The sequence below is a fragment of the Flavonifractor sp. An306 genome (assembly GCF_002159455.1).
Classification (GTDB): domain Bacteria; phylum Bacillota; class Clostridia; order Oscillospirales; family Oscillospiraceae; genus Flavonifractor.
In genome coordinates this window covers 1-21,074 of record NZ_NFIQ01000025.1, presented here as the reverse complement: position 1 = coordinate 21,074, position 21,074 = coordinate 1, and the positions used below count along the sequence as shown (strand labels likewise).

Annotated in this window: 20 protein-coding genes; 15 read left to right on the top strand and 5 right to left on the bottom strand. The window is 64.9% G+C overall.

The annotated features are described in order from the left end of the window. Nucleotides 1-5: 5 nt before the first annotated feature. From B5F88_RS08115 to B5F88_RS08045, 15 genes are all read left to right on the top strand, one after another. Nucleotides 6-587, top strand: coding sequence for a TerD family protein (locus tag B5F88_RS08115; protein ID WP_087344099.1), 582 nt, complete (start codon nucleotides 6-8; stop codon nucleotides 585-587). 14 nt (nucleotides 588-601) lie between these two features. Beyond that, nucleotides 602-1,183: a TerD family protein gene (locus tag B5F88_RS08110; RefSeq protein WP_087344096.1), complete on the top strand. Its 582-nt coding sequence runs from the start codon at nucleotides 602-604 to the stop codon at nucleotides 1,181-1,183. A 10-nt stretch (nucleotides 1,184-1,193) separates the two neighbouring features. Next, nucleotides 1,194-1,805: a TerD family protein gene (locus B5F88_RS08105; RefSeq protein WP_087344093.1), complete on the top strand. Its 612-nt coding sequence runs from the start codon at nucleotides 1,194-1,196 to the stop codon at nucleotides 1,803-1,805. 12 nt (nucleotides 1,806-1,817) lie between these two features. Further along, on the top strand, nucleotides 1,818-2,423 hold the full coding sequence (locus B5F88_RS08100) for a TerD family protein (RefSeq protein WP_087344090.1): 606 nt from the start codon (nucleotides 1,818-1,820) through the stop codon (nucleotides 2,421-2,423). A 92-nt stretch (nucleotides 2,424-2,515) separates the two neighbouring features. After that, nucleotides 2,516-5,158, top strand: a complete 2,643-nt coding sequence (locus tag B5F88_RS08095; protein ID WP_087344088.1) for a calcium-translocating P-type ATPase, PMCA-type — start codon at nucleotides 2,516-2,518, stop codon at nucleotides 5,156-5,158. Nucleotides 5,159-5,218: 60 nt separating this feature from the next. Further along, complete coding sequence (locus B5F88_RS08090) at nucleotides 5,219-5,785, top strand: rhomboid family intramembrane serine protease (protein WP_087344084.1); 567 nt, start codon at nucleotides 5,219-5,221, stop codon at nucleotides 5,783-5,785. 20 nt (nucleotides 5,786-5,805) lie between these two features. Continuing rightward, nucleotides 5,806-6,948 carry a phosphoribosyltransferase domain-containing protein gene (locus tag B5F88_RS21780; protein WP_087344082.1) on the top strand — a complete coding sequence of 381 codons (1,143 nt, stop codon included), beginning with the start codon at nucleotides 5,806-5,808 and terminating at the stop codon, nucleotides 6,946-6,948. After that, the gene (locus B5F88_RS08080; protein ID WP_087344158.1) at nucleotides 6,932-7,984 is read left to right on the top strand and encodes a cysteine protease StiP family protein; all 1,053 of its coding nucleotides are present in this window, start codon (nucleotides 6,932-6,934) and stop codon (nucleotides 7,982-7,984) included. The genes B5F88_RS21780 and B5F88_RS08080 overlap by 17 nt, the downstream gene beginning before the upstream one ends. Nucleotides 7,985-7,986: 2 nt before the next feature. Then, nucleotides 7,987-8,745, top strand: coding sequence for a Cof-type HAD-IIB family hydrolase (locus B5F88_RS08075; RefSeq protein ID WP_087344081.1), 759 nt, complete (start codon nucleotides 7,987-7,989; stop codon nucleotides 8,743-8,745). 27 nt (nucleotides 8,746-8,772) lie between these two features. Next, nucleotides 8,773-10,137 carry a serine protease gene (locus B5F88_RS08070; RefSeq protein WP_087344078.1) on the top strand — a complete coding sequence of 455 codons (1,365 nt, stop codon included), beginning with the start codon at nucleotides 8,773-8,775 and terminating at the stop codon, nucleotides 10,135-10,137. Nucleotides 10,138-10,682: 545 nt separating this feature from the next. Further along, nucleotides 10,683-12,044: a hypothetical protein gene (locus B5F88_RS08065; protein WP_087344076.1), complete on the top strand. Its 1,362-nt coding sequence runs from the start codon at nucleotides 10,683-10,685 to the stop codon at nucleotides 12,042-12,044. Then, nucleotides 12,041-12,625: an ATP-dependent Clp protease proteolytic subunit gene (locus B5F88_RS08060; protein ID WP_087344073.1), complete on the top strand. Its 585-nt coding sequence runs from the start codon at nucleotides 12,041-12,043 to the stop codon at nucleotides 12,623-12,625. The genes B5F88_RS08065 and B5F88_RS08060 overlap by 4 nt, the downstream gene beginning before the upstream one ends. 22 nt (nucleotides 12,626-12,647) lie before the next feature. Further along, on the top strand, nucleotides 12,648-13,919 hold the full coding sequence (locus tag B5F88_RS08055; RefSeq protein ID WP_087344070.1) for a type IV secretory system conjugative DNA transfer family protein: 1,272 nt from the start codon (nucleotides 12,648-12,650) through the stop codon (nucleotides 13,917-13,919). Continuing rightward, the gene (locus B5F88_RS08050) at nucleotides 13,916-14,281 is read left to right on the top strand and encodes a hypothetical protein (protein ID WP_087344067.1); all 366 of its coding nucleotides are present in this window, start codon (nucleotides 13,916-13,918) and stop codon (nucleotides 14,279-14,281) included. Before B5F88_RS08055 ends, B5F88_RS08050 begins: the two co-directional genes overlap by 4 nt. 54 nt (nucleotides 14,282-14,335) lie before the next feature. Continuing rightward, the gene (locus B5F88_RS08045; RefSeq protein ID WP_087344065.1) at nucleotides 14,336-14,686 is read left to right on the top strand and encodes a hypothetical protein; all 351 of its coding nucleotides are present in this window, start codon (nucleotides 14,336-14,338) and stop codon (nucleotides 14,684-14,686) included. A 53-nt stretch (nucleotides 14,687-14,739) separates the two neighbouring features. On the opposite strand, the gene B5F88_RS21775 is transcribed toward B5F88_RS08045, so the two are convergent. The 5 genes from B5F88_RS21775 to B5F88_RS08020 all read right to left on the bottom strand — a co-directional run. Next, nucleotides 14,740-16,788, bottom strand: coding sequence for a DnaB-like helicase C-terminal domain-containing protein (locus tag B5F88_RS21775; RefSeq protein WP_162612144.1), 2,049 nt, complete (start codon nucleotides 16,786-16,788; stop codon nucleotides 14,740-14,742). Nucleotides 16,789-16,917: 129 nt separating this feature from the next. Then, complete coding sequence (gene glpK, locus B5F88_RS08035; protein ID WP_087344059.1) at nucleotides 16,918-18,405, bottom strand: glycerol kinase GlpK; 1,488 nt, start codon at nucleotides 18,403-18,405, stop codon at nucleotides 16,918-16,920. Between the two features lie 35 nt (nucleotides 18,406-18,440). Further along, entirely contained in the window at nucleotides 18,441-18,785 is a 345-nt protein-coding gene (locus B5F88_RS08030; protein ID WP_087344056.1) for a DUF1667 domain-containing protein, read from the bottom strand. Next, entirely contained in the window at nucleotides 18,782-20,041 is a 1,260-nt protein-coding gene (locus B5F88_RS08025; protein ID WP_087344053.1) for an FAD-dependent oxidoreductase, read from the bottom strand. The genes B5F88_RS08030 and B5F88_RS08025 overlap by 4 nt, the downstream gene beginning before the upstream one ends. Next, nucleotides 20,041-21,074, bottom strand: a 1,034-nt coding sequence (locus tag B5F88_RS08020; RefSeq protein ID WP_140402076.1) for an FAD-dependent oxidoreductase, incomplete at its 5' end; no start/stop codon positions are given. The genes B5F88_RS08020 and B5F88_RS08025, both read right to left, overlap by 1 nt.

Genomic DNA, 21,074 nt, shown 5'->3' with positions numbered 1-21,074 from the left:
TCACTATGCCGATCAATCTGACCAAGGGACAGAAAGTAGACCTGACCAAGGGAAATCCGGGACTGACCAAGATTGTGGTGGGCCTGGGCTGGGACGTGAACGCCTATGACTCCGGGGCGGCCTTCGACCTGGACGCGGCGGCCTTTATGACCAACGCCTCCGGCAAGTGCCCCAGCGAGAAGGAATTTGTGTTCTACGGCAACCTGGAGCACGCCAGCGGCTCGGTCAAGCACCTGGGCGACAACCTGACCGGCGAGGGCGACGGCGACGACGAGCAGATCGTGGTGGATCTGTCCCAGGTGCCCGCCAACGTGGAGCGCATCGCCTTTACCGTCACCATCTATGACGCCGAGAGCCGCAACCAGAATTTTGGCCAGGTGTCCAACGCCTATATCCACATCCAGGATATGGTGTCCGGCGCCGACCTGATCCGGTACGACCTGGGGGAGGACTTCTCCATCGAGACCGCCATCGTGGTGGGCGAGCTGTACCGGCACAACGGCGAGTGGAAGTTCAACGCCATCGGCAGCGGCTTCCAGGGCGGCCTGGCGGCGCTGTGCGGCCACTACGGAATTGAAGTTGCGTAAGGAGGAAACCAATCATGCCTGTTAATCTGAAAAAAGGCCAGAAAGTGAGCCTCACCAAGGACAATCCGGGCCTGACCCGTGTGGTGGTGGGCCTGGGCTGGGATGTGAACGCCTTTGACACCGGTGGGGCCTTCGACCTGGACGCGGCTGCCTTCCTGCTGGGGGACAACGGCAAGACCGCCCGCAGCGAGGACTTTGTGTTCTACGGCAACCAGAAGGACCCCTCCGGCGGGGTGGAGCACCTGGGCGACAACCTGACCGGCGTGGGCGACGGGGACGACGAGCAGATCAAGGTGGACCTGAGCCGCCTGCCCGACAACGTCACCCGGGTGGCCTTCACCGTCACCATCTATGAGGCGGAGGAGCGCCGGCAGAATTTCGGCCAGGTGAACAACGCCTTCATCCGCATCTACGACGAGACCAATGGCCAGGAGCTGCTGCGCTACGACCTGGGGGAGGACTTCTCCATTGAGACGGCGGCGGTGTTCGGCGAGCTCTACAAGAACAACGGCGAGTGGAAATTCAACGCCATCGGCAGCGGCTATCAGGGCGGCCTGGCGGCCCTGTGCGCCAACTACGGGGTCGAGGTGGAATAAGGAGGAAGCCATGGCCATCAGTCTGGAAAAGGGGAAAAAGGTCAATCTCCAAAAGAAGCAGAACGCCGGCCTGGGAGAGATCCTGGTCAACCTGAACTGGAACAGCAAGCCCGCCAAGCAGGGCTTTTTCGCCAGCTTGATGGGCTCCAAGAACTCCGGCGGCATTGATTTGGACCTGGGCTGCCTGTTTGAGCTGAAAAACGGCAGAAAGGGCGCCGTCCAGGCCCTGGGCAACGCCTTCGGCTCCCTCCAGCGGGAGCCCTACATCGCCCTGGACGGGGACGACCGCACCGGCGCCGTCACCACCGGGGAGAATCTGCGCATTGACGGCAACCGCATCGCCGAGATCCAGCGGGTGCTGGTCTACACCTACATCTACGAGGGGGTTGCCAACTGGCAGCAGGCCGACGCGGTGGTCACCATCCGCTACCCCGGGGCCGAGGACCTGATCGTGAAGATGGATGAGTTTAATTCCCAAAAGATCATGTGCGGCCTGGTGCTGCTGGAGAACATCAACGACGAGACCTTCAGCGTGGAGAAGATCGTCCAGTTTTACCAGGGCCACCGGGATTTGGACGAGGCCTTCCACTGGGGCCTGTCCTGGACTGCCGGGAGAAAATAAGGAGGAAAAACCATGTCTGTTAGTTTGCAAAAGGGCCAGAAGGTCAGCCTGACCAAGGAGGGCCAGGAGGGTCTGAACCAGGTGATTGTGGGTCTGGGCTGGGACGAGGCCCAGGCCAACAAGGGTGGCCTGCTGGGCGGCCTGTTCGGCTCCAAGCCCCAGGCCATCGACTGCGACGCCTCCGCCCTCATGCTGCGGGGCGGCAGACTGCTGGACGGGAAGGATATCATCTACTTCGGCAACCTGCAGCACCCCACCGGGGCGGTGCGGCACATGGGCGACAACCTGACCGGCGCGGGCGCGGGGGACGACGAGCAGATCGTCATTCAGCTCCAGCAGGTGCCCGCCGAGTATGACCGCATTGTGTTCGTGGTGAACATTTACCAGGCGGTGCAGCGCAACCAGCACTTCGGCATGATCCGCAACGCCTTTATCCACATCATGGACGCCCGCAACAACCAGGAGCTGTGCCGGTACAACCTGTCGGAGAACTACGACGGCATGACCGCCATGATCTTCGGCGAGGCCTACCGCCACAACGGCGAGTGGAAGTTCAACGCCATCGGTCAGGGCACCACCGATCCCGGCCTGCCCGAGCTGTGCCGGCGGTATATGTAAGCATTCATTTCTGTTTGACAACATAGAAAACAGGAGAGAGAAGCGGCGTTGCACCTGGCTTCTCTTTTCCTGTGTATACGGGAGAAAAAACTATGCACTATAACGGGCTTTCGGACAAAGAGGTTGCCGAATCTCGAGAAAAATACGGCAGCAACGTGATCCCCGACTCAGAACCCACCACATTTTGGGCGGAGTTCAAGGAGACCTTCGGCGATCCCATGATCCGGATCCTCCTGGCGATCGCGGTTTTGATGATCGTCATGTGTGTTCTGGGCTACGCGGATATCTACGAACCCATCGGCACCATTGTGGCCATCCTGATCGTGGCCTTCGTCTCGGCCAAAACCGGGGTAGCCAGCGATACCAAGTACCGCCAGCTGAAGGACAGCACCAAAAAGGACCAGTGTAAGGTCTACCGCAACGGCGTCGTGGCCGTCATCGACATGGACGACGTGGTGGTGGGGGACAAGGTCCTGCTCCAGTCCGGCGACAAGATCCCCGCCGACGGCGTGCTCATCCACGGCCACATCAAGGTGGACAACTCCGCCCTGAACGGCGAGGCGGAGGAGTGCTCCAAGACGGCGGCCCCGGGGGAGTTCCGCCTGGCCGACGAGATTACCGGCGACACCTTTGTGGACAAGCACTCCCTGTTCCGCGGGGCGGTGCTCTTTGACGGCGAGGGCGTGCTGGACGTACAGAAAGTGGGCCTTGCCACCATGATGGGCAAAATGGCCGAGGAGATGCAGGACGAGGAGCCCGACTCCCCCCTGAAGGTGAAGCTCTCCAATCTGGCGGGCCTGATCTCCAGATTCGGCTATATCGGCGCCGTGGTCATCGCCGCCATGTACCTGGCCTTCTATGTCATCTCCGCCGGCGGCATCGGCCCCTACCTGGACACCGGCGCCACCGAGATCATCAAGGACGTGGTGGAGGCGGTGTCCCTGGCGGTGGTCATCATCGTGTGCGCGGTGCCCGAGGGCCTGCCGCTGATGATCTCCCTGGTGCTGATGCAGAACACCAGCAAGATGCTGGACCACAACGTGCTGGTGCGCAAGGCCGAGGGCATCGAGACCGCCGGCTCGCTGAACATCCTGTTCAGCGACAAGACGGGCACCATCACCAAGGGCCGGCTGGAGGTGGTGGAGTTCTTCACGGGAGATGGCATCACCATCCCCCTGGCCGAGCTGCCCCAGCACGGCAAGATCAAGGGCCTGGTGGACCTGGCCATCGGCAAGAACAGCCAGTCCATGTTTGACGCCTCCGGCAACGTCATCGGCGGCAACGCCACCGACCAGGCGCTGATGAAATTCCTGGGACAGGAGCTGTTCGGCAAGCTGGAGAGCTCCTGCACCGTCACCCTCTCCCAGGGCTTCAACTCCGCCAACAAGTTCAGCCAGGCCTACCTGGGCGAGCTGAAAAAGACCTTCTACAAGGGCGCTCCCGAGCGGCTGCTGAACGCCTCCACCAAATACCTCAGCCTCAGCGGGGAGGAGCACCCTATCTCCCTGCGGGCCATCAACGCCAAGATCGATGAGCTGGCCAGCAAGTCCATGCGGGTGCTGGCCTTCGGGTACTCCAACCAGCAGATGACCGAGAACAAGATCAACGACGACACGGTGATCGTGGGCTTTGTGGGCATCCGGGACGACGTGCGCCCCGAGGCCCGGGAGGCCATCGCCGCCGTCCAGGGGGCGGGCATCCAGGTGGTCATGATCACCGGCGACCGGCTGGAGACCGCGGTGGCCATCGCCACCGACGCCGGCCTGCTCAAGACCGAGGACGACGTGGCCCTCACCTCCGCCCAGCTCAATGAGCTCAGCGACGAGGAGGTCAAGCAGATCATCCCCCGCATCCGGGTCATCGCCCGGGCCCTCCCCACCGACAAGTCCCGCATGGTGCGGCTGTGCCAGGAGATGAACCTGGTGGTGGGCATGACCGGCGATGGCGTCAACGACTCCCCCGCCCTGAAGCGGGCCGATGTGGGCTTCGCCATGGGCAGCGGCACCGAGGCCGCCAAGGAGGCCGGCAAGATCGTCATTCTGGACGACAACTTCAAGTCCATTAAGGACGCCATCTGGTACGGCCGGACCATCTACCACAACATCCTGAAGTTCTGCAAGTTCCAGCTGGTGATCAACGTGGCCGCCGTGGTGGTCAGCGCCATCTCCCCCTTCTTCGGGGTGGAGGAGCCCCTGAAGGTGACCCATCTGCTGTTCGTCAACCTGGTGATGGACGGCCTGGGGGCCATCATGCTGGGCAACGAGCCGGCTCAGGAGCGGTATATGACCGAAAAGCCCCGCCGCCGGGACGAGAGCATTGTGAGCAAGCCCATGATGGTGCAGATTCTCACCATGGGCCTGTGGCTCACCGTGCTCAGCTTCCTCTTCCTGAAGCTCCCCTTCTTTGACCAGTTCTTCGCCAACACCGAACAGAAGCTGTCGGCCTACTTCGTGCTCTTTATCTGGAGCGCCCTGTTCAACGGCTTCAACGTCCGCGACGACGGCTTCGCCATCTTCAAGGGCCTGAACGAGAACACCGGCTTTATGAAGGTGTTCCTCGCCATCGTGGTGATCCAGGCGCTGATCGTCAACGCCCCCCTGGTGCCTGCCTGCGCATGGATTGGCAGTATGTTCAGCTGCGTGCCCTTCCCGCCGGTGGGCTGGCTGGTGGTGGGGATCCTGGCGGTGACCATGATCCCCGTGGATATGATTCGGAAGGCTGTCACCCCGAAATAAAACCGGAAAGGGGTACTCCCCAGGGAGTACCCCTTTTCCAAGCATGGGAGGCCCTGTGGCATGAAAAAATTACAGTATAACTCGCCGGTGATCCTCAGCTTCTTCTTTCTCTCCCTGCTGGCCCTGGTTCTGGGCTACCTCACCAAGGGGTGGACCACCTCCGCCCTGTTTTCCGTATACCGCTCCTCTCTGGCCAACCCCCTGACCTACGTGCGCTTTCTGGGCCATGTGCTGGGCCACGCCGACGGCAGCCACTTTATGGGGAACATGCTGCTGCTGCTGGTGGTGGGTCCCCCCATGGAGGAGAAGTACGGAAGCCGCTCCCTGCTGGCCGCCATCGTCCTGACGGCGCTGGTCTCCGGCGTGCTGCACTTTCTCCTGTTCCCCCACACCGCCCTGCTGGGGGCCAGCGGCATCGTGTTCATGCTCATCATGCTGGGTTCCCTCTCCGGCATGCGGGACGGAAAGATCCCCCTGACCCTGCTGCTGGTGGGCGCCTTGTACCTGGGCCAGGAGGTGTACGCCATGGTCTTTGTGCGGGACAACGTGGCCAACCTGATGCACATTGTGGGCGGGCTGTGCGGCACGGCCTTCGGCTTCCTGCTGGGAGGCCGCCGGAAGTCTTGATAACAGCGAGGAAAAAAGGAATGCCTGATTACACCAAGGAAGATACCCTGCGGCTGGCCAAGCGGTTTCAGAACAGCAAGCGGCCCTACCTGCTGGTCAACCCGCTGCAGGCCAAGCACATCCCGGTAAGCCCCTCGGAGGCCCTGACTATGATGGGGGCCCTGGGGGAGCTGCTGGCAAAGCAATACCCAGGCGCCGGATTGGTGCTCGGCTTCGCGGAGACCGCCACCGCCGTGGGCGCGGCGGTGGCCGCCTCCCTGGGGCCGGAGTGCGTCTACCTCCACACCACCCGGGAGAACTTTCCCCAGGCCGGCCAGTGGCTGGAATTTCTGGAGGAGCACAGCCACGCGGTGGAGCAGAAGCTGCCCGGCGACCGTCTGCCGGAGTGGCTGGCCGCCACGGACACCGTGATTTTGGTGGACGACGAGATCTCCACCGGAAAGACCCTGCGCAATATGGTGGCCGAGCTGGAGGGGCGGTATCCCCAGCTGCGGGACAAGCAGATCGTGGCCGCCTCCATCCTCAACCGGGTCTCCCCGGAAAACCAGCGGCTGTTGGAGGAGGCGGGCATCCGCAGCCAGTACCTGGTCAAGCTCCCCCAGGAGGACTACGCCGCCCTGGTGGAGGGCCTGGAGGTGGCGGAGGCCCCTCCGGCGGAGCCGGTCGCGGAAGTTTTCCACAGTGAGGCGTTAGCGTGTGGAAAACTTTTGGACCCCAGGCTGGGTTTGCCCATCGGGGCCTATGAGGACAGCTGCGCCGGGCTGGCCCGGGCCTTTCTCACGGGGCCGGGTCGGGACATCCCGGCGGGCAGCCGGGTGGCGGTGCTGGGGACGGAGGAGTGCATGTATCCCGCCCTGACGCTGGGGGCCATGCTGGAGGAGCGGGGCTGCGCGGTCCGCTGCCACGCCACCACCAGAAGCCCCATCGGCGTCTGTAGCCGGGGGGACTACCCCATCCGCTCCGGGGCCAAGCTGCCCAGCTTTTATGACGAGGCCCGCCCTACCTATCTTTACAACATAGACGGTTATGACGCCATTGTGGTGGTCTCCGACACGCCGGTGGAGGGGACCGGGGCGCTGGCCAGCCTGCTGGGGGCCTTCCCGCCCCAGGCGGGCCGGAAGGTTTTTTATGTCCAGGGAGGACGACATGTTTGGTACCTATAAGCCGCAGGATGTGGAAATCCTGCTGAAGGACATCACCGGACTGGTGGAGCCCCTGCCCACAGCGGAGCGGGAGAAGCGCATCCAGAGCGGGGTCCACTATTCCGAAATGCTGCCCGTGGAGTACGAGCCCTCGCCGGCCTATCTGGCGGCCTACCACGACGGCCTGGCCCGGTACGCCCCCATGACCGCTCGTGCGGTGGCCGCCGTATCCCGGCAGATCTGGCGGGACAAGGGGCCGGAGGCGGTGCTGGTCTCCCTGGCCCGTGCGGGCACCTCCATCGGCGTGCTGCTCAAGCGGTATATCGCCCGGTTTTACCACGCCGATGTGAAGCACTATACCATCTCCATTATCCGGGGGAAGGGGATCGACCGCAACGCCATGGCCTGTCTGCTGGCCCGCCACCGGCCGGAGCAGCTCCAGTTTGTGGACGGCTGGACCGGCAAGGGGGCCATCCAGCGGGAGCTGAGCCGGGCTATGGAGGAGTACCCCGGCGTCAGCGCCGGGCTGGCGGTGCTGTCCGATCCGGCCCGGCTGGCGGAGAAGTGGGGGACCCACGACGACTTCCTCATCGCCAGCTCCTGCCTTAACTCCACCGTGTCCGGGCTGCTGAGCCGCACCTTTTACCGGAAGGACATCATTGGCGACCACGACTTCCACGGCGCGGCCTTCTATAAAGGGCTGCTGGACCAGGACCTCACCTACCAGTTTATTGACGCGGTGGCCGCTCACTTCCAGCCGGAGGACGGGGAGGAGGGGGAGGAGACGCCTCCTGCCCTCAGCGCCATGGAGGAGGTGGACGGGCTGTGCCGGGCCTTTTCCATCGCCGACCGCAATTTGGTGAAGCCCAGCATCGGGGAGGCCACCCGGGTGCTGCTGCGGCGGATGCCCTGGAAGATGCTGGTCCACAGCATGGAGGACGAGGAGCATCTGGGCCACATCTATCAACTGGCAAAGGAGAAGGGGGTCCCGCTGGTGGAGTATCCGCTGGTCAACTACCGGGCCTGCGGCCTGATCCAGCAGCTGGCCGACAACTGAGCATGAAACAGACGATCTTTGCAAGCGATTTGGACAATACCCTGATCTTTTCATACAAGCATGCCCTGGACACCGACCTGTGTGTGGAGTATCTGGATGGGAAACCCCAGGGCTACCTCCCCCCAACGGCTCCGGCCATGCTGGAGGAGCTGATGGAAAAAGCGCTGTTCATCCCGGTGACCAGCCGCTCGGTGGAGCAGTACCTGCGCATCCAATTTCCCCTCCGGTGCCGGCCCCGGTACGGGGCGGCCGCCAACGGCGGCATCCTGCTGGACGGCGGGGCGGTGGACCAGGTCTGGCGGCAGGAATCTCTGGAGCTGGTCCGGCCCTGGCGGCAGGCCATGGAGGAGGTGCTGGCGGCCATGGAGGAGCAGCCCCAGGCCAAACGGTTTCGGATGGTGGACGAGCTGTTTGTGTTCGCCGCCTGCGACGGTCCCCAGGAGGCTTTGACGCTTCGGGAGAAGCTGCGGAACCGCACCCCCCTGGACGTGGAGGTAACCGGGCGGAAGGTGTATTGCTTCCCGCCGTCCATGCACAAGGGGGCGGCGGTGGACCGGCTGCGGGCGCGGTTTGGAGCGGAGCGGGTGATCTGCGCCGGAGACAGCCCCATTGACCGGCCCATGCTGGAGCGGGCCGACGTGGCCATTGTACCCCATGGGCAGCTGGCCCAAGGCCTTCCCTGTCCGGAAAGGGCGGTCTGCGGACCGGGGGAGCGATTTTATGAGTTTGTGCTGAGACAGGCGGCGGCGCGGATCGAGTGACAGACGCCTCGAAAAGGAGCAGTGAGTATGGCAGACTACAGACAATATTTTCAGGCGGTGCTCCGCCCCCGCTCCGAGCACGCCGTTGAGGAGTTCTTCGCCCTGAGCGGCCGGTATTCCAACTTCCAGAAGGAGACCTGCTTTATCCGCTATCTGGCCAGATACGACTACAAGGGCGTGCTGGAGCGGCTGGGTATGTGGGAGAAGGACGACCGGGCCCGGCAGAGCGGGTATGTGTACGTCCCCGCCCTGGCCAGACAGCCGGACCAGGGGGCGCTGGAGACATACATAAAGCTGTACAACGGGGGAAAGTGGCAGCTGCCCTTCCGCTTTGAGAACCGGATTTTGGAGGAGGCCTTTGAGACCAGCTTCCGGGAGACCCTGGAGGCCTTCCATCGCAGCCGGGGCCGGGCGGAGGAGTCCATTGTGCGCAACTTTGCCGTCAAGCTGCTGTTCTGGATCGACCAGTACTTTCCCCGCCTGTTTGTCAGCACCCAGAAGATCTCCAGCTTCCCCAAATTCGCCTGTGGCGGTGTGGTGAAGCTGCCGGAGTATCTGTTCCTCTGCCTGCTGTACCGGATGGGCTGCGACGTGCTGTATGTGAGCGAGAGCCAGGACGTGGGGCTGGAGGATCCGGAGCTGCTGGGGCTGTCGGTGGTGGTGGAGGGGCCGGACCGTCCGCCCAGGCCGGTGGTGGTCTCCACGCCTGTCTCCACCCCCGCCGCCCCGCCTCCGGCGGCCCAGCAGCCGGCCCGGCGGCCGGTGGTGACACCGCCCCCCAGGAGGCAGACCAGCAGCCCGCCCGCCAGGGAGTCCCGGCAGCCTATGCCTTACGAGGAGCTGGCCAAGCTGGCCTCGTCGGTGGTGATGCTGCAGGTGTTTGACGACCAGAACCAGTGTTACAAGACCGGCTCCGGGGTGCTCATCAACAGCTCGGGGTATATCCTCACCAACTTCCATGTGGCCGCCGGAGGGCGCTACTACGGCGTGCTGCTGGAGGAGGAGACGGAGGTCTTTTACACCAACGAGCTCATCAAGTACAACCAGGACCTGGATCTGGCCATCCTTCGCATGGAGAAGCGGCGGGCTCCCATCCCCATCTACCGGGGGCCGGAGCCGCTGGTCCGGGGCCAGAAGGTGGTGGCCATCGGCAGCCCTCTGGGCCTGTTCAACACGGTGTCCGACGGGATCATCTCCGGATTCCGGACGGTGGGGCGGCGGTCCATGCTCCAGTTCACCGCCCCCACCTCCCACGGCAGCAGCGGCGGCGCCCTGCTGGACGTGTACGGCAACCTGATCGGGGTCATTACGGCGGGCTTTGACGACGGACAGAACCTCAACCTGGCGGTGGATTACCAGTCCATTCTGGAGTTCGCCAGAGGACTGCTGTAACCGGCCACCCTTTTGAGCAGAAAACCGTCCCGGATGGGAAACCCTTAGGGTTTCCCATCCGGGACGGTTTTCTTTTTGCCATTTTGGAAATCAAAAAAGAAATTTGAGAAAGAAAAAGATGAAAAATTGCTTGAATTTATAAAAATATGATTTTTTGAAATGTGGAAAACCATTGGAGCAGAATGGATTCAGAAATTTTGAATGGAACGCTATGTTATATGTATTTGATGAACATAAATACTTTAAGTATTTTGTTCATCAAGTGACGGACATGAAACATGTCCGAACGTCCCTGTCGGGACAACGTTTTGCAGTATCGACACCTTCCGCGTGATCCGGCAGCGGGGTGGAGGCCTGGGAGCTAGGCGTGTGAGCGCCGCTTGCGCTGGCGCCGGGTGAAATTGTGGAAGGAAGGGTCCTGGACGGAGGTTCCGCGCTGTGCGGGGAGCCGGCGGTCGCGGGAGCCTGGAGGAGAAAGAAGGCAGGGGTACCCCTGCCTTCGATAGGGGCATTGAGAAAACAATCAGGAAAGGATGGAATCTGAAATGAATGAATATGGTATCCGGGTATGCTGGCCCATGAATATGCCGTTTGACATCTTTGACCCCCAGGCGGGGGAGCGGGCGCTGGCGGAGTCGGAGCTGTTCCGGCGGGAACATCTGCGGCTGCTCTGCGGAGCGGTGTGCGCGGATCTGTCCGCGCCGGAGGGCGACTGTCAGTGGCCCAAGGTACTCCAGCGGGAGCGGTTGGACTATCTGGTGTGCCGGGGGGACGCCGTGCTGCTGGCGGTGGAGCTTACCGACCGGGACGCCTGGCGGGGCAGCCACGCCCGGCTGGACGGCTGCCTCACGTTCCGGACCTCCGCCTCCCCGTTCTCCAAAGGGGAGGTGGGGGAGATTCTGACCATGCTGGAGGCCGTGACAGCCCGGGGTGACCCGCCGGAGTGGTACTGCCGTCTGGAGCCCTGTCCCCCGGAGCTGACCGGAGAGCTGTTCCGGCAGAGCATGCTGGAGTGCCGGAGGGAGGGCACGGCGCCCAGCGAGTACGGCAGCCTGCACGGCGGCCTGATCCGCGTGCTTCAGGACGGCCGGAGCCAGGCCATGTGTACCGCCCGCACCGCCCGGCGGCTGCCCATGCTGCTGGCGGCGGACCGGGAGCCCGCCCCGCCCCGGCAGGACGGCATCCCCTTCCAGCAGCTGCTGGCGGACTACCGGGCCGGCGTGTCCAGTGACGAAGGCCGCAGCGGAGAACTGGTGGGCCGGGTGGGGGAGATGACCCTGGAGGCCTGGATGCGGGGCCTGCCCGACCAGCTGCGCCAGATGCGGGCGCTGCTGCCCGACTGGTGCGTCACCTTTGAGGACGTGGCCCTGGCCACCCGGGATATGCTGTGCAACGGGGACTGGGAGCGCTACTATCAGGGGGTGGAGCTCATGCGCCTGATGGCCGCCACCCTGCGGGGGGACCAGACCATGGTGAACGCCATGAGGCTGGGCCGCAGAGTCACCGGCCGGAGGCCGGACAACATGCCCAAGCGCTACCAGAGCGAGGAGGGCAGCATCCGCCTGGTCCAGTCCTTTCAGGACCGGATCAGCCGGCTCAACCGGTGGCTTCCCGACAGCGCCCGGTTGGCCATGGGCACCCAGGAGCGCTTTTTCCAGGGGGTGGCCGCCCTCACCCGCAGCGGATACCCCTGCTGGCTGGCCGGCATGCTGCGCACCTATCTGGAGCTGCCCGCCAGATGCCCCTATGTGGATTTGCTGCACATGGCGGAGGACAGCCTGGATAAGGACGACCAGTGGATGCAGGACGTGGGAGTCCACATGCTCTATCTGCTGCTCATCGAGCCCTACTGCCTCATTGCCCAGGAGAAAAAACGACACGACCGGAAGGAGGTCTCTCACCAATGAACTGTGAAACACCCATGATTATCCGCGAGACCAGCAGCGGATACTTCAGCTGCCGCATCACCGACGACATGCTGGCCCGCCGGGAGGTGGAGTGCGTCACCGAAATCACCCCTGACAGCGCTTACTCTCTCATCCGCCAGCTCCGCTGGCTGGAGCGGGAGGATCCGGCCGGGGAGATTACCCTGCTCATCAACTCCCCCGGCGGCAGCGTCAACAGCGGGCTGGCCGTCTACGACGTGATGCGGAGCCTCTCCTGCCCCGTCCGCACCGTCTGCGTGGGGATGGCCGCCAGCATGGCCGCCATTCTCTTCGCGGCAGGCAGCCGCCGGGAGATTCTGCCCCACGGCACGGTGATGATCCACGACCCGCTGCTCTCCGGCGGGGCCGGGGGCAGCGCCCTGCAGCTGCAGGAGACCAGCGGCCGCCTGCTCAAGTGCCGCAAGGACCTGTGCGCCATTCTGGCCAGGCACACCGGCAAAAACCTGCGTCAAATCAACAAAGCCACCGCCAAGGACACCTACTTCGACGCCCAGGAGGCGGTGGAGTTCGGCCTGGCCGACCGCGTTGTGGAAAAAATCTAACCTTGGAAAGGAGAACATCACCATGCAGGACAATCAGAGAATTCTGGCCCAGGGCCAGCTCATCAGCAACAGCACCCGCACCACCGGCATCAACAACAACGACCTCATCATCGGCCCCAGCGGCGCCGGCAAGACCCGGGGCTACGTCAAGCCCAACATCATGCAGTGCAACGAGAGCATGGTGATCGCCGACACCAAGGGCAGCCTGAAGGAGGAGCTGGGCCCCCTCCTCCGGCGGCGGGGCTACCAGGTGTTCAGCCTGGACTTCACCGACACCCTGGCCTCCGACGGCTACAATCCCCTGGATTACATCCGCTTCGACCCCAAGCGGGACAAGTACGTGGAGCAGGACATCCAGACCCTGTGCGCCGCCCTGGTACCCCTGGGGGACAAGCGGGACGCCTTCTGGGAAGAGAGCGCCCGCACCCTGCTGGCCTGCCTGGTGGGCTATGTGCTGGAAGTCCTCCCCCGAGCAGAGCACACCCTGGACTACGTGGTGCGGCTCTTCACGGCCACCGACGGCAGCGGCGGGCTGGGCCAGCGCATCTACGGCCAGCTGCTCCAGGAGCTGGCCCAGGAGCAGCCTGACAGCTTCGCCGCCCGCCAGTTCCAGCTCTACAACGTGGTGCAGAACTCGGAAAAGACCGACTCCAGCATCCAGGCCTTCGTCTCCCGGGCACTGGGGGCCCTGTCCTACGACGGCCCCATGCAGATGTACCGCAGCGGGCGGCGGGTGGACATCAAGGCCATGGGCCGGGAAAAGACGGCGGTCTTTCTCACCATCAGCGACACCGACCGGTCCATGGACGGCCTGGTGAACCTGTTCTACACCCAGGCCCTCCAGACCTTGTGCGCCAGCGCGGACAAGGATTACCCCGACCACCGGCTGCCCGTGCCCGTCCGGTTCATCCTGGACGACTTCGCCACCAACGCCTGCATCCCGGAGTTCGACAAGCTCATCTCGGTGATCCGCTCCCGGGAGATCTACGTCAGCATCATCCTCCAGAGTATCTCCCAGCTGTCCGCCCTCTACGGCCATGAGAAGAGCATGACCATCATCAACAACTGCGACAACTGCCTGTACCTGGGGGGCCAGGACGTGGAGACCGCCCGGTACATTGCCGCCAAGGCCAACAAGACGGCGGACACCATCCTCAACATGCCCCTGGAGCAGGCTTACCTCTTCACCAGGGGCCAGAAACCCCGGCTGGTGGTCAAGTACGACCTCCACACCCACGAGGCCTACGGCGAACTGCCGGAGGCCGCCGGGGAGAAGGGGGGTGAGGCGCTGTGAGCAAGCAGGCCTATCCGCTGCTGGAGGCCCTCCGGGCCAGAGGACCCGCCGCCTACACCGGGGAGCCCCTGTCCTACCTGCTGGTGGAGGTGCGGGGGGAGCGGCTGCAGCTCACTGGCGCCACCCCCCTGCGCTTCCCCAGGGACCGCCCGATCCGGATGGGGGCGGAATACCGCTACATCCTGGAGGCCGGCGAGGCGGAAAAGCTGCTGGCCGCCCTGAGCCGTGCCTCCGGCGACCGGCCCGAGCAGCGCATCGCCCGGGAGTTTGAGCTCTCGTGGCCGGAACGGCCCCTGAAGGACTACCTGGACGGACTGGGGCTGACCTATCAATACGAATATACGGAAGGAGAATCCATATGAACTACCATATCGAACACAACAAAAATCAAAACCACCGGAAAGGAGGCGATTCTCATGGGAATTGATTGGGAGGAAATCCTGGGGGAGGACCTGCCCCTGGACGAGGCCTATGACCGGGCGCTGTTCGGCGACGGCTGGGAGGAGCCGCAAGACCCCTTCCTCCTGGCGGATTACCGGCTCTTCGGCTGCCCCCCGCCGGAGGACGACGGCCGAGACGACTGGGACGAGCCGTACGAGGAGCCGGATGACGAGCCGCTGCTCTGCGACGGCAACTACCCCTTCTGCCAGCAGGACTGCCAGGCGTGCAACTACTGCGGCAGCTGCGGCGTGGCCCAGGAGGTGGAGTGCCCCGGGGACTGCTATACGTGCCCCTACGGGCCGGAAGGGGGGTGTCTGCCAGAGTGAGCCGTACAGGAAAACAGGCGGGACCGCCCGGAGACGGTCCCGCCTGCTGGCGTTTATGGTTCGTAATCCAGGGTCCACGGGTCGGCCACGGCGCCGGAGACGGTGACGCTGCTCTCCTCGTGGAACACATAGCCCTGGATGTAGCCCGTCTGCCGGAAAGCCTCCAGGGCGTCCGCCACCAGTCCGGCCACCCGGCGGCACCGGCGGCTCCAGTCGGCACTGCTGTAGTCCTCCCGCCGGATCCGGAGGAGCCGGAAGAGCTGGGAGTCCCGCCCCAGGGCGATGGTGCGCATTTTGTGCTGCTCCTGGGGGCTCTTCCGGTTGCGTACCACCTCCAGCCGGTAGATGAGAAAATGCCGGATGGCAATGGCCTCGGCGGTGCTGCTGAGGGGCTTTTTGCCCGGCCCCGGCCGGGCGCTCAGCAGGGCGGTGGGGAAGGAGATCACCTGCCCCGTCATGGTGGCATAGGCGTACAGGGGCAGCACCTCCGCCAGCTGCACCGAGGGGAAATAGTACCGCCCGTTGTGCTGGGCCAGCCGCAGGAAGCTCCGGGGCTGATCAAAGCCGGCCTTTTCGTATTTCCGGTCCATGCCCCTGGCCTCCAGCTCCTCCCCGCAGCGGATGGAAAGGGTGGCCCCCTGGAGCCGGTCCAGGCTGGCCAACAGGGTGTCCCGCCGCCGGGCGGTCAGGGTCTGCCGGCTGTCCCCGGTGAGCAGGGTGAGCAGCCGCCGGAGGGAAAAGCTGTTTTCCGGCGAAAAATACTTCTCCGTCAAAAAGAGGGAGTACACTGCGTCGGCCACGTCGCAGTCGCCGCAGGACAGCTCCGCCGAAATGGTGTAGCGGGTGGAAATGCCCTTGGCGGGAATGACCCGGCAGCTCTGCTCCTCTCCGGGGACCCCGCCGCCGCCCCGCAGGCTGTGGGCGATCATGGTGTTGTTCATGCAGGCCTTTTCCAGCCCCTGGGTCCGGGGGCGGACAGCCTCCTCCACCAGCGGTATCTCCTCGGCTGCCTCCGCCTGCTCCGCCGCCGGCGGCTCAGAGAGCGGAGCGGCCGTTGGGACTGGAGCGGCCGTCTGGCTCGGGGCGGCGGCCTGGGCCGGAGGGGCCTCCTCCGTCCGGGGAAGGGGGGGCGCCGGCGGACGGTCCCCGGCCTCGGTAAAGCAGTCGTAGGCGGCGTAGTACAGGAAGGGGACCTTGCCGGTTTCGCCGTAGCGCTGCTTGAGCACCACCAGGTCCATCTCCCGGGGGTTCTTGTCCTTCTCCTGGATCATGTTCCACTCCCGGTTGGGGGAGCCGTCCTGCCCCTGGCAGGCGGAGAACTGGATGCCCAGCAGGGTGTCCGCCGAAAATTCAATGGAGCCGGACTCCTTGAAGGAGTCGATCTGCACCGGGATCTTGTAGGAGCTGCGCCCCAGGGAGCTGATGAGCAGCACCGCCACCCCGCCGAAGGCCTTGGACAGGGCGGTCATTTTGCGCACGTTGTGGTCCACCGCCTGGCGGGCGTCGCTGACCCGGACCCCGTCCTCCAGAGGGAGAATCTGCAGATAGTCCACAATGAGCAGGGGCATTCCCCCGGTCCCGCCCTGCTCCTCCATAAAGCGGAAAAAGTCGGCCCGGATGTCCTCGGCGGTGTAGGCCTTCCCGCCGGCGTCGCAGTCGATGATGTAGAGCCGGTCCAACCGCTCTGCCACCTGCCGCCGGGCCTGCCGGTAAGCCTCCCAGCCGTCGGTCCAGCCCCGGAGGGTGTCCGCGTCAAACAGGTCCTTCACCGAAAACAGCGGGCTGCCGCCCCGGAGGAAGTTCTCCCGGGTGATCAGCTTCATCCCCAGCCGCTTGGGGGGCATCTCATAGGAGTAGTAGCGGACCGGGCTGCCGTGGGCGGCGGCATGCTGGGCGATGTTCAGCGCCAGGGTGGATTTCCCCAGGCCGGGGCTGGCCCCCAGCACGGTCAGGCCGGGAGAGAGCCCCCCGCCCAGCAGCCTGTCCAGGGCCGGAAAGCCGGTGCTGACGCAGGGGTGGGCCCGCAAAAGGGCGTCTGAGCCAAATTCCGCCTCATCCAGCAGCAGGGCGCTGAGGGGCGCGGCGCTTTGGGGCTGAGCCATGTGCTCTCCCTCCTCCAGTGGCGTTTTCGTGGTACTGCTTTCCATTTTAGGACAATCCCAGCCGTTTGTAAAGCCGCCCCCGGGCGCCGGAAGGGCGCCCGGGGGCGGCTGATCAGGTTATCTGTGAACTTAGCGGTTGGCCCATCCGCGGCAGCGCTCCACCGCCCGGTGCCAGTCGCCCATCAGCTTTTCCCGATTGGCGGCTTCCATGGCGGGGGTGAACGCGGTGTCGCACCGCCACAGGCGGCTGAGCTCCTCCGTGCTGGACCACACGTTGGTGGCCAGACCGGCCAGATAGGCCGCGCCCAGAGCGGTGGTCTCCCGGATGGCGGGGCGGAGCACCTGGCGGTCCAGAATGTCCGCCTGGAACTGCATCAGGAACATATCCCGGCTGGCGCCGCCGTCGGCCTTCAGGTTGGTGAGAGGCACGCCGGTGTCGCTCTCCATGGCGTGGACCAGATCGGCCACCTGGTAGGCGATGGACTCCTGAGCCGCCCGGATGATGTGCTCCCGCTGGGTGCCCCGGGTGATGCCCACCAGGACGCCACGGGCGTACATATCCCAGTAGGGGGCGCCCAGGCCGGTGAAGGCGGGCACCAGGTACACCCCGCCGTTATCGGACACCTTCTGAGCGTAATACTCCGCGTCCCGGCTCTCGGCGAAGAAGCGCATCTCGTCCCGCAGCCACTGGATCACCGCGCCGCCTACAAACACCGAGCCCTCCAGGGCGTACTGCACCTTGCCGTTCAGGCCCACCGCGATGGTGGTCAGCAGGCCGTTGCGGCTCTCGCAGGGGGTCTCGCCGGTGTTCATCAGCAGGAAGCAGCCGGTGCCGTAGGTGTTCTTGGCGTCGCCGGAGGAGAAGCAGCCCTGGCCGAACAGAGCGGCCTGCTGGTCGCCCGCTATGCCGGAAATGGGGATCTGGACGCCCTGGATGTCGGTGTAGCCGTAGATCTCGCTGGAGGAGCGGACCTGGGGCAGCATGGCCCGGGGGATGTTCAGAGCCTGGAGCAGGGTGTCGTCCCAGTCCAGCTTGCGGATGTCGTAGAGCATGGTGCGGGAGGCGTTGGTCACGTCGGTGGCGTGGACCGCCCCGTTGGTGAGCTTCCACAGCAGCCAGGTGTCCACCGTGCCGAACAGGATCTCGCCCCGGCGGGCCTTCTCCCTGGCGCCCTCCACCCGGTCCAGGATCCACTTGATCTTGGTGGCGGAGAAGTAGGCGTCGGGCACCAGGCCGGTGGTCCGGCGGATGTGGTCCTCCAGGCCGTCGGCCCGCAGCTTATCCACGATGTCCGCCGTCCGGCGGCACTGCCACACGATGGCGTTGTGGATGGGCCGGCCGGTCTCCTTGTCCCACAGGATGGTGGTCTCACGCTGGTTGGTGATGCCGATGGCGGCGATCTCAGCCGACGTCACACCGGCCTGGGCGATGACCTCCATCATCACGCCGTACTGGGAGGACCAGATCTCGATGGGGTCGTGCTCCACCCAGCCCTCCTTGGGGTAGAACTGGGTGAACTCCTTCTGGGCCACGCCCAGAATGTTCTGTTCCCGGTCGAACAGGATGGCCCGGGAGCTGGTGGTGCCTTGATCCAATGCCAGAATGTAAGTACCCATAATATTGCGCCCCTTCCTTTTTTATAAATTCTGTGTCACATATTGCGGGTGGCCACAAAGTCCACTCCGGTGCCACAGATATTCTCCACTACCACCTGGCCCACCTGGACGGGGGCCTTGACCGTCACCCCGTCCAGCAGGGACACGGCCGCGAAAATGTCCCCCTTGGGAATGGGACCGTTGGTTTTCACCGGACAGCGGGGATAGGCCCCGCCCTCACAGCGGACGGTGGAGGTGACCACCCGGGTGGGATGGGTCAGCTCCACCCTGCCGTAATCCGCCCCCTTGGGGCAGCTGTTGCCGGTGACGGCGTAATCCTGTTCCTCGTCCACCTTCAGATGGCACCCCTTGGGACAGACGATGCAGATAAGCTCCTTCATTTGGACGCCACCTCCTCAATGGATACAGTCAACGTACCGCTGGCCCCGTCCAGCAGCTTGCGGGGGAGCATAATGTGCTCCATCTCGCCGGGGGCCAGATAGTCTCTGGAATAGGCGGCCACCTGAGCGCCGCCGGAGGTGACCAGAATGCGGCTGGGGCCGCACACCCGGTTCACCCGGAAAAACAGGTCGCAGGCCTTTTCCACCCGGCCGGGCCGGATGTGCTGGGGCACGGTGTAGCTTACGCCGTCCCCGTTCTTCACTTCCAGAACGGGCTGGCTCTCTCCCGGACCCTCCTGGACATATTGGGCGGCGGCCTTTCCCGCCCGCTGGCTCTCGGCGGTGACGAAGTCCACCAGATCGTGGACGTGGGCCACGTTGCCCGAGGCAAACACGCCGGGCAGAGAGGTCTCCATATTCTCCCAGACGATCGCCCCGTTGGTGCGGGGGTCGATCTGGATGCCCGCCTGGCGGGTCAGCTCGTTCTCCGGGATCAGGCCCACGGAGAGCAGCAGGGTGTCGCAGTCAAACACCATTTCGGTGCCGGGAATGGGCTGCCGCCGGTCGTCCACCTGGGACACCACCACCTGCTCCACCCGGTCTCTGCCCCGGATATCCGTAACGGTGTGGGAGAGGTAGAGGGGAATGTCGTAGTCGTGGAGGCACTGGACAATGTTCCGGTTCAGGCCGCCGGAGTAGGGCATGACCTCCACGCAGGCCAGCACCTTGGCCCCCTCCAGGGTCATCCGCCGGGCCATAATGAGGCCGATGTCGCCGCTGCCCAGGATGACCACCCGCTTACCGGGGAGCCAGCCCTCCATGTTCACATACCGCTGGGCCGCTCCGGCGGTGAAGATGCCGGCGGGCCGGGTACCGGGGATGGCGATGGCTCCTCGGGTGCGCTCCCGGCAGCCCATGGCCAGCAGGATGCTCTTGGCCTCCTCCACCCGGTAGCCCGTCTCCTTGCCCACCATATGTACCTTCCGGTCGGGGGTGACCTCCAGGGCCATGGTGTCCAGGCGCACCTCCACGCCGGTGTCCTGAAGCATCCGCACAAACCGCCCGGCGTACTCCGGGCCGGTGAGCTCTTCTTTAAAGTAGTGCAGGCCGAAGCCGTTGTGGATACACTGGTTGAGGATGCCGCCCAGTTCCTTGTCCCGCTCCACAATCAAAATGCGGCGCAGGCCGGCCTCCCACGCGGCGCAGGCCCCGGCCAGACCGGCCGGGCCGCCGCCAAGCACAATCAGATCATACATCAGCGCGCCCCTCCTTTCGTCTCACGGACCAGCAGCCAGGAGCCGGCCCGCTCCTGGGGAATGTCTCCGGGAGAGCGGTGCTGTTCCCGGGCCAGCAGCTCCACCACACGGGGGCCGCAGAAGCCGCCCTGGCAGCGGCCCAGACCGGCGCCCGCCCGGCGCTTCACCCCGTCCACCGACCGGGGCGGGATGGGACCGGCCAGCGCGTCCAGAATCTCCCCCTCGGTGACGGTCTCGCACCGGCAGATCACCCGGCCGTAGGCCGGATGCTCGGCCACCAGCTTGGCCTTCTCCTCCGGGGACATCTCCCGGAACCGGATGCGCTTCCGGCTGGCCTGGAAGTCCGCCTTCCGCTCCAGGGCCAGACCCGCCTGGCCCAGCAGCTCCACAGCGTACTCCCCGATGGCGGGGGCGGCGGACAGGCCGGGAGAGCAGATGCCCGCCAGATCCAGGAAATGGGGAGCGGACAGCTCAATGATAAAGTCCTTAGCGCCGGTGGAGGCGCGCACCCCGGCGAAGTTGCGGATGGAGGTGCGGAAATCCACCGACGGCACCGAGCGCAGGGCGGTCTCCCGCACGAAGGCCAGTCCGGCGCTGGTGGTGGAGGTGTCGTCCCCCTCCACCGGCTCGGCGTCGGGGCCCACAATCAGGTTGCCGTGGACGGTGGGGGACACCAGCACGCCCTTGCCCTTCTCGTTGGGGCACTGGAAGATCACCCGGCCCACCCGGCCGCCTTCGCTCTTGTCCAGCAGGAAGTACTGGCCCCGGGAGGGATGGATGGCAAAGGAGGGCGGGGCGGCCATCTCATGGATGGCCTGGGCGTCCAGACCGGCGGCGTTGACCACATACCGGGCCTCCAGCACGCCCCGGTTGGTCTCCACCCGCCAGCCCTCTTCCGTGGGAGTCAGGCCGGTAACAGCGGTCTCCAGCTGGAGCTCGGCGCCGTTGCGCACCGCCGTCTCCGCCAGAGCCAGGCCGTACTCCCAGGGGGAGCAGATGGCGGCGGTGGGGGCGTGAAGGGCGGCGGTGACGG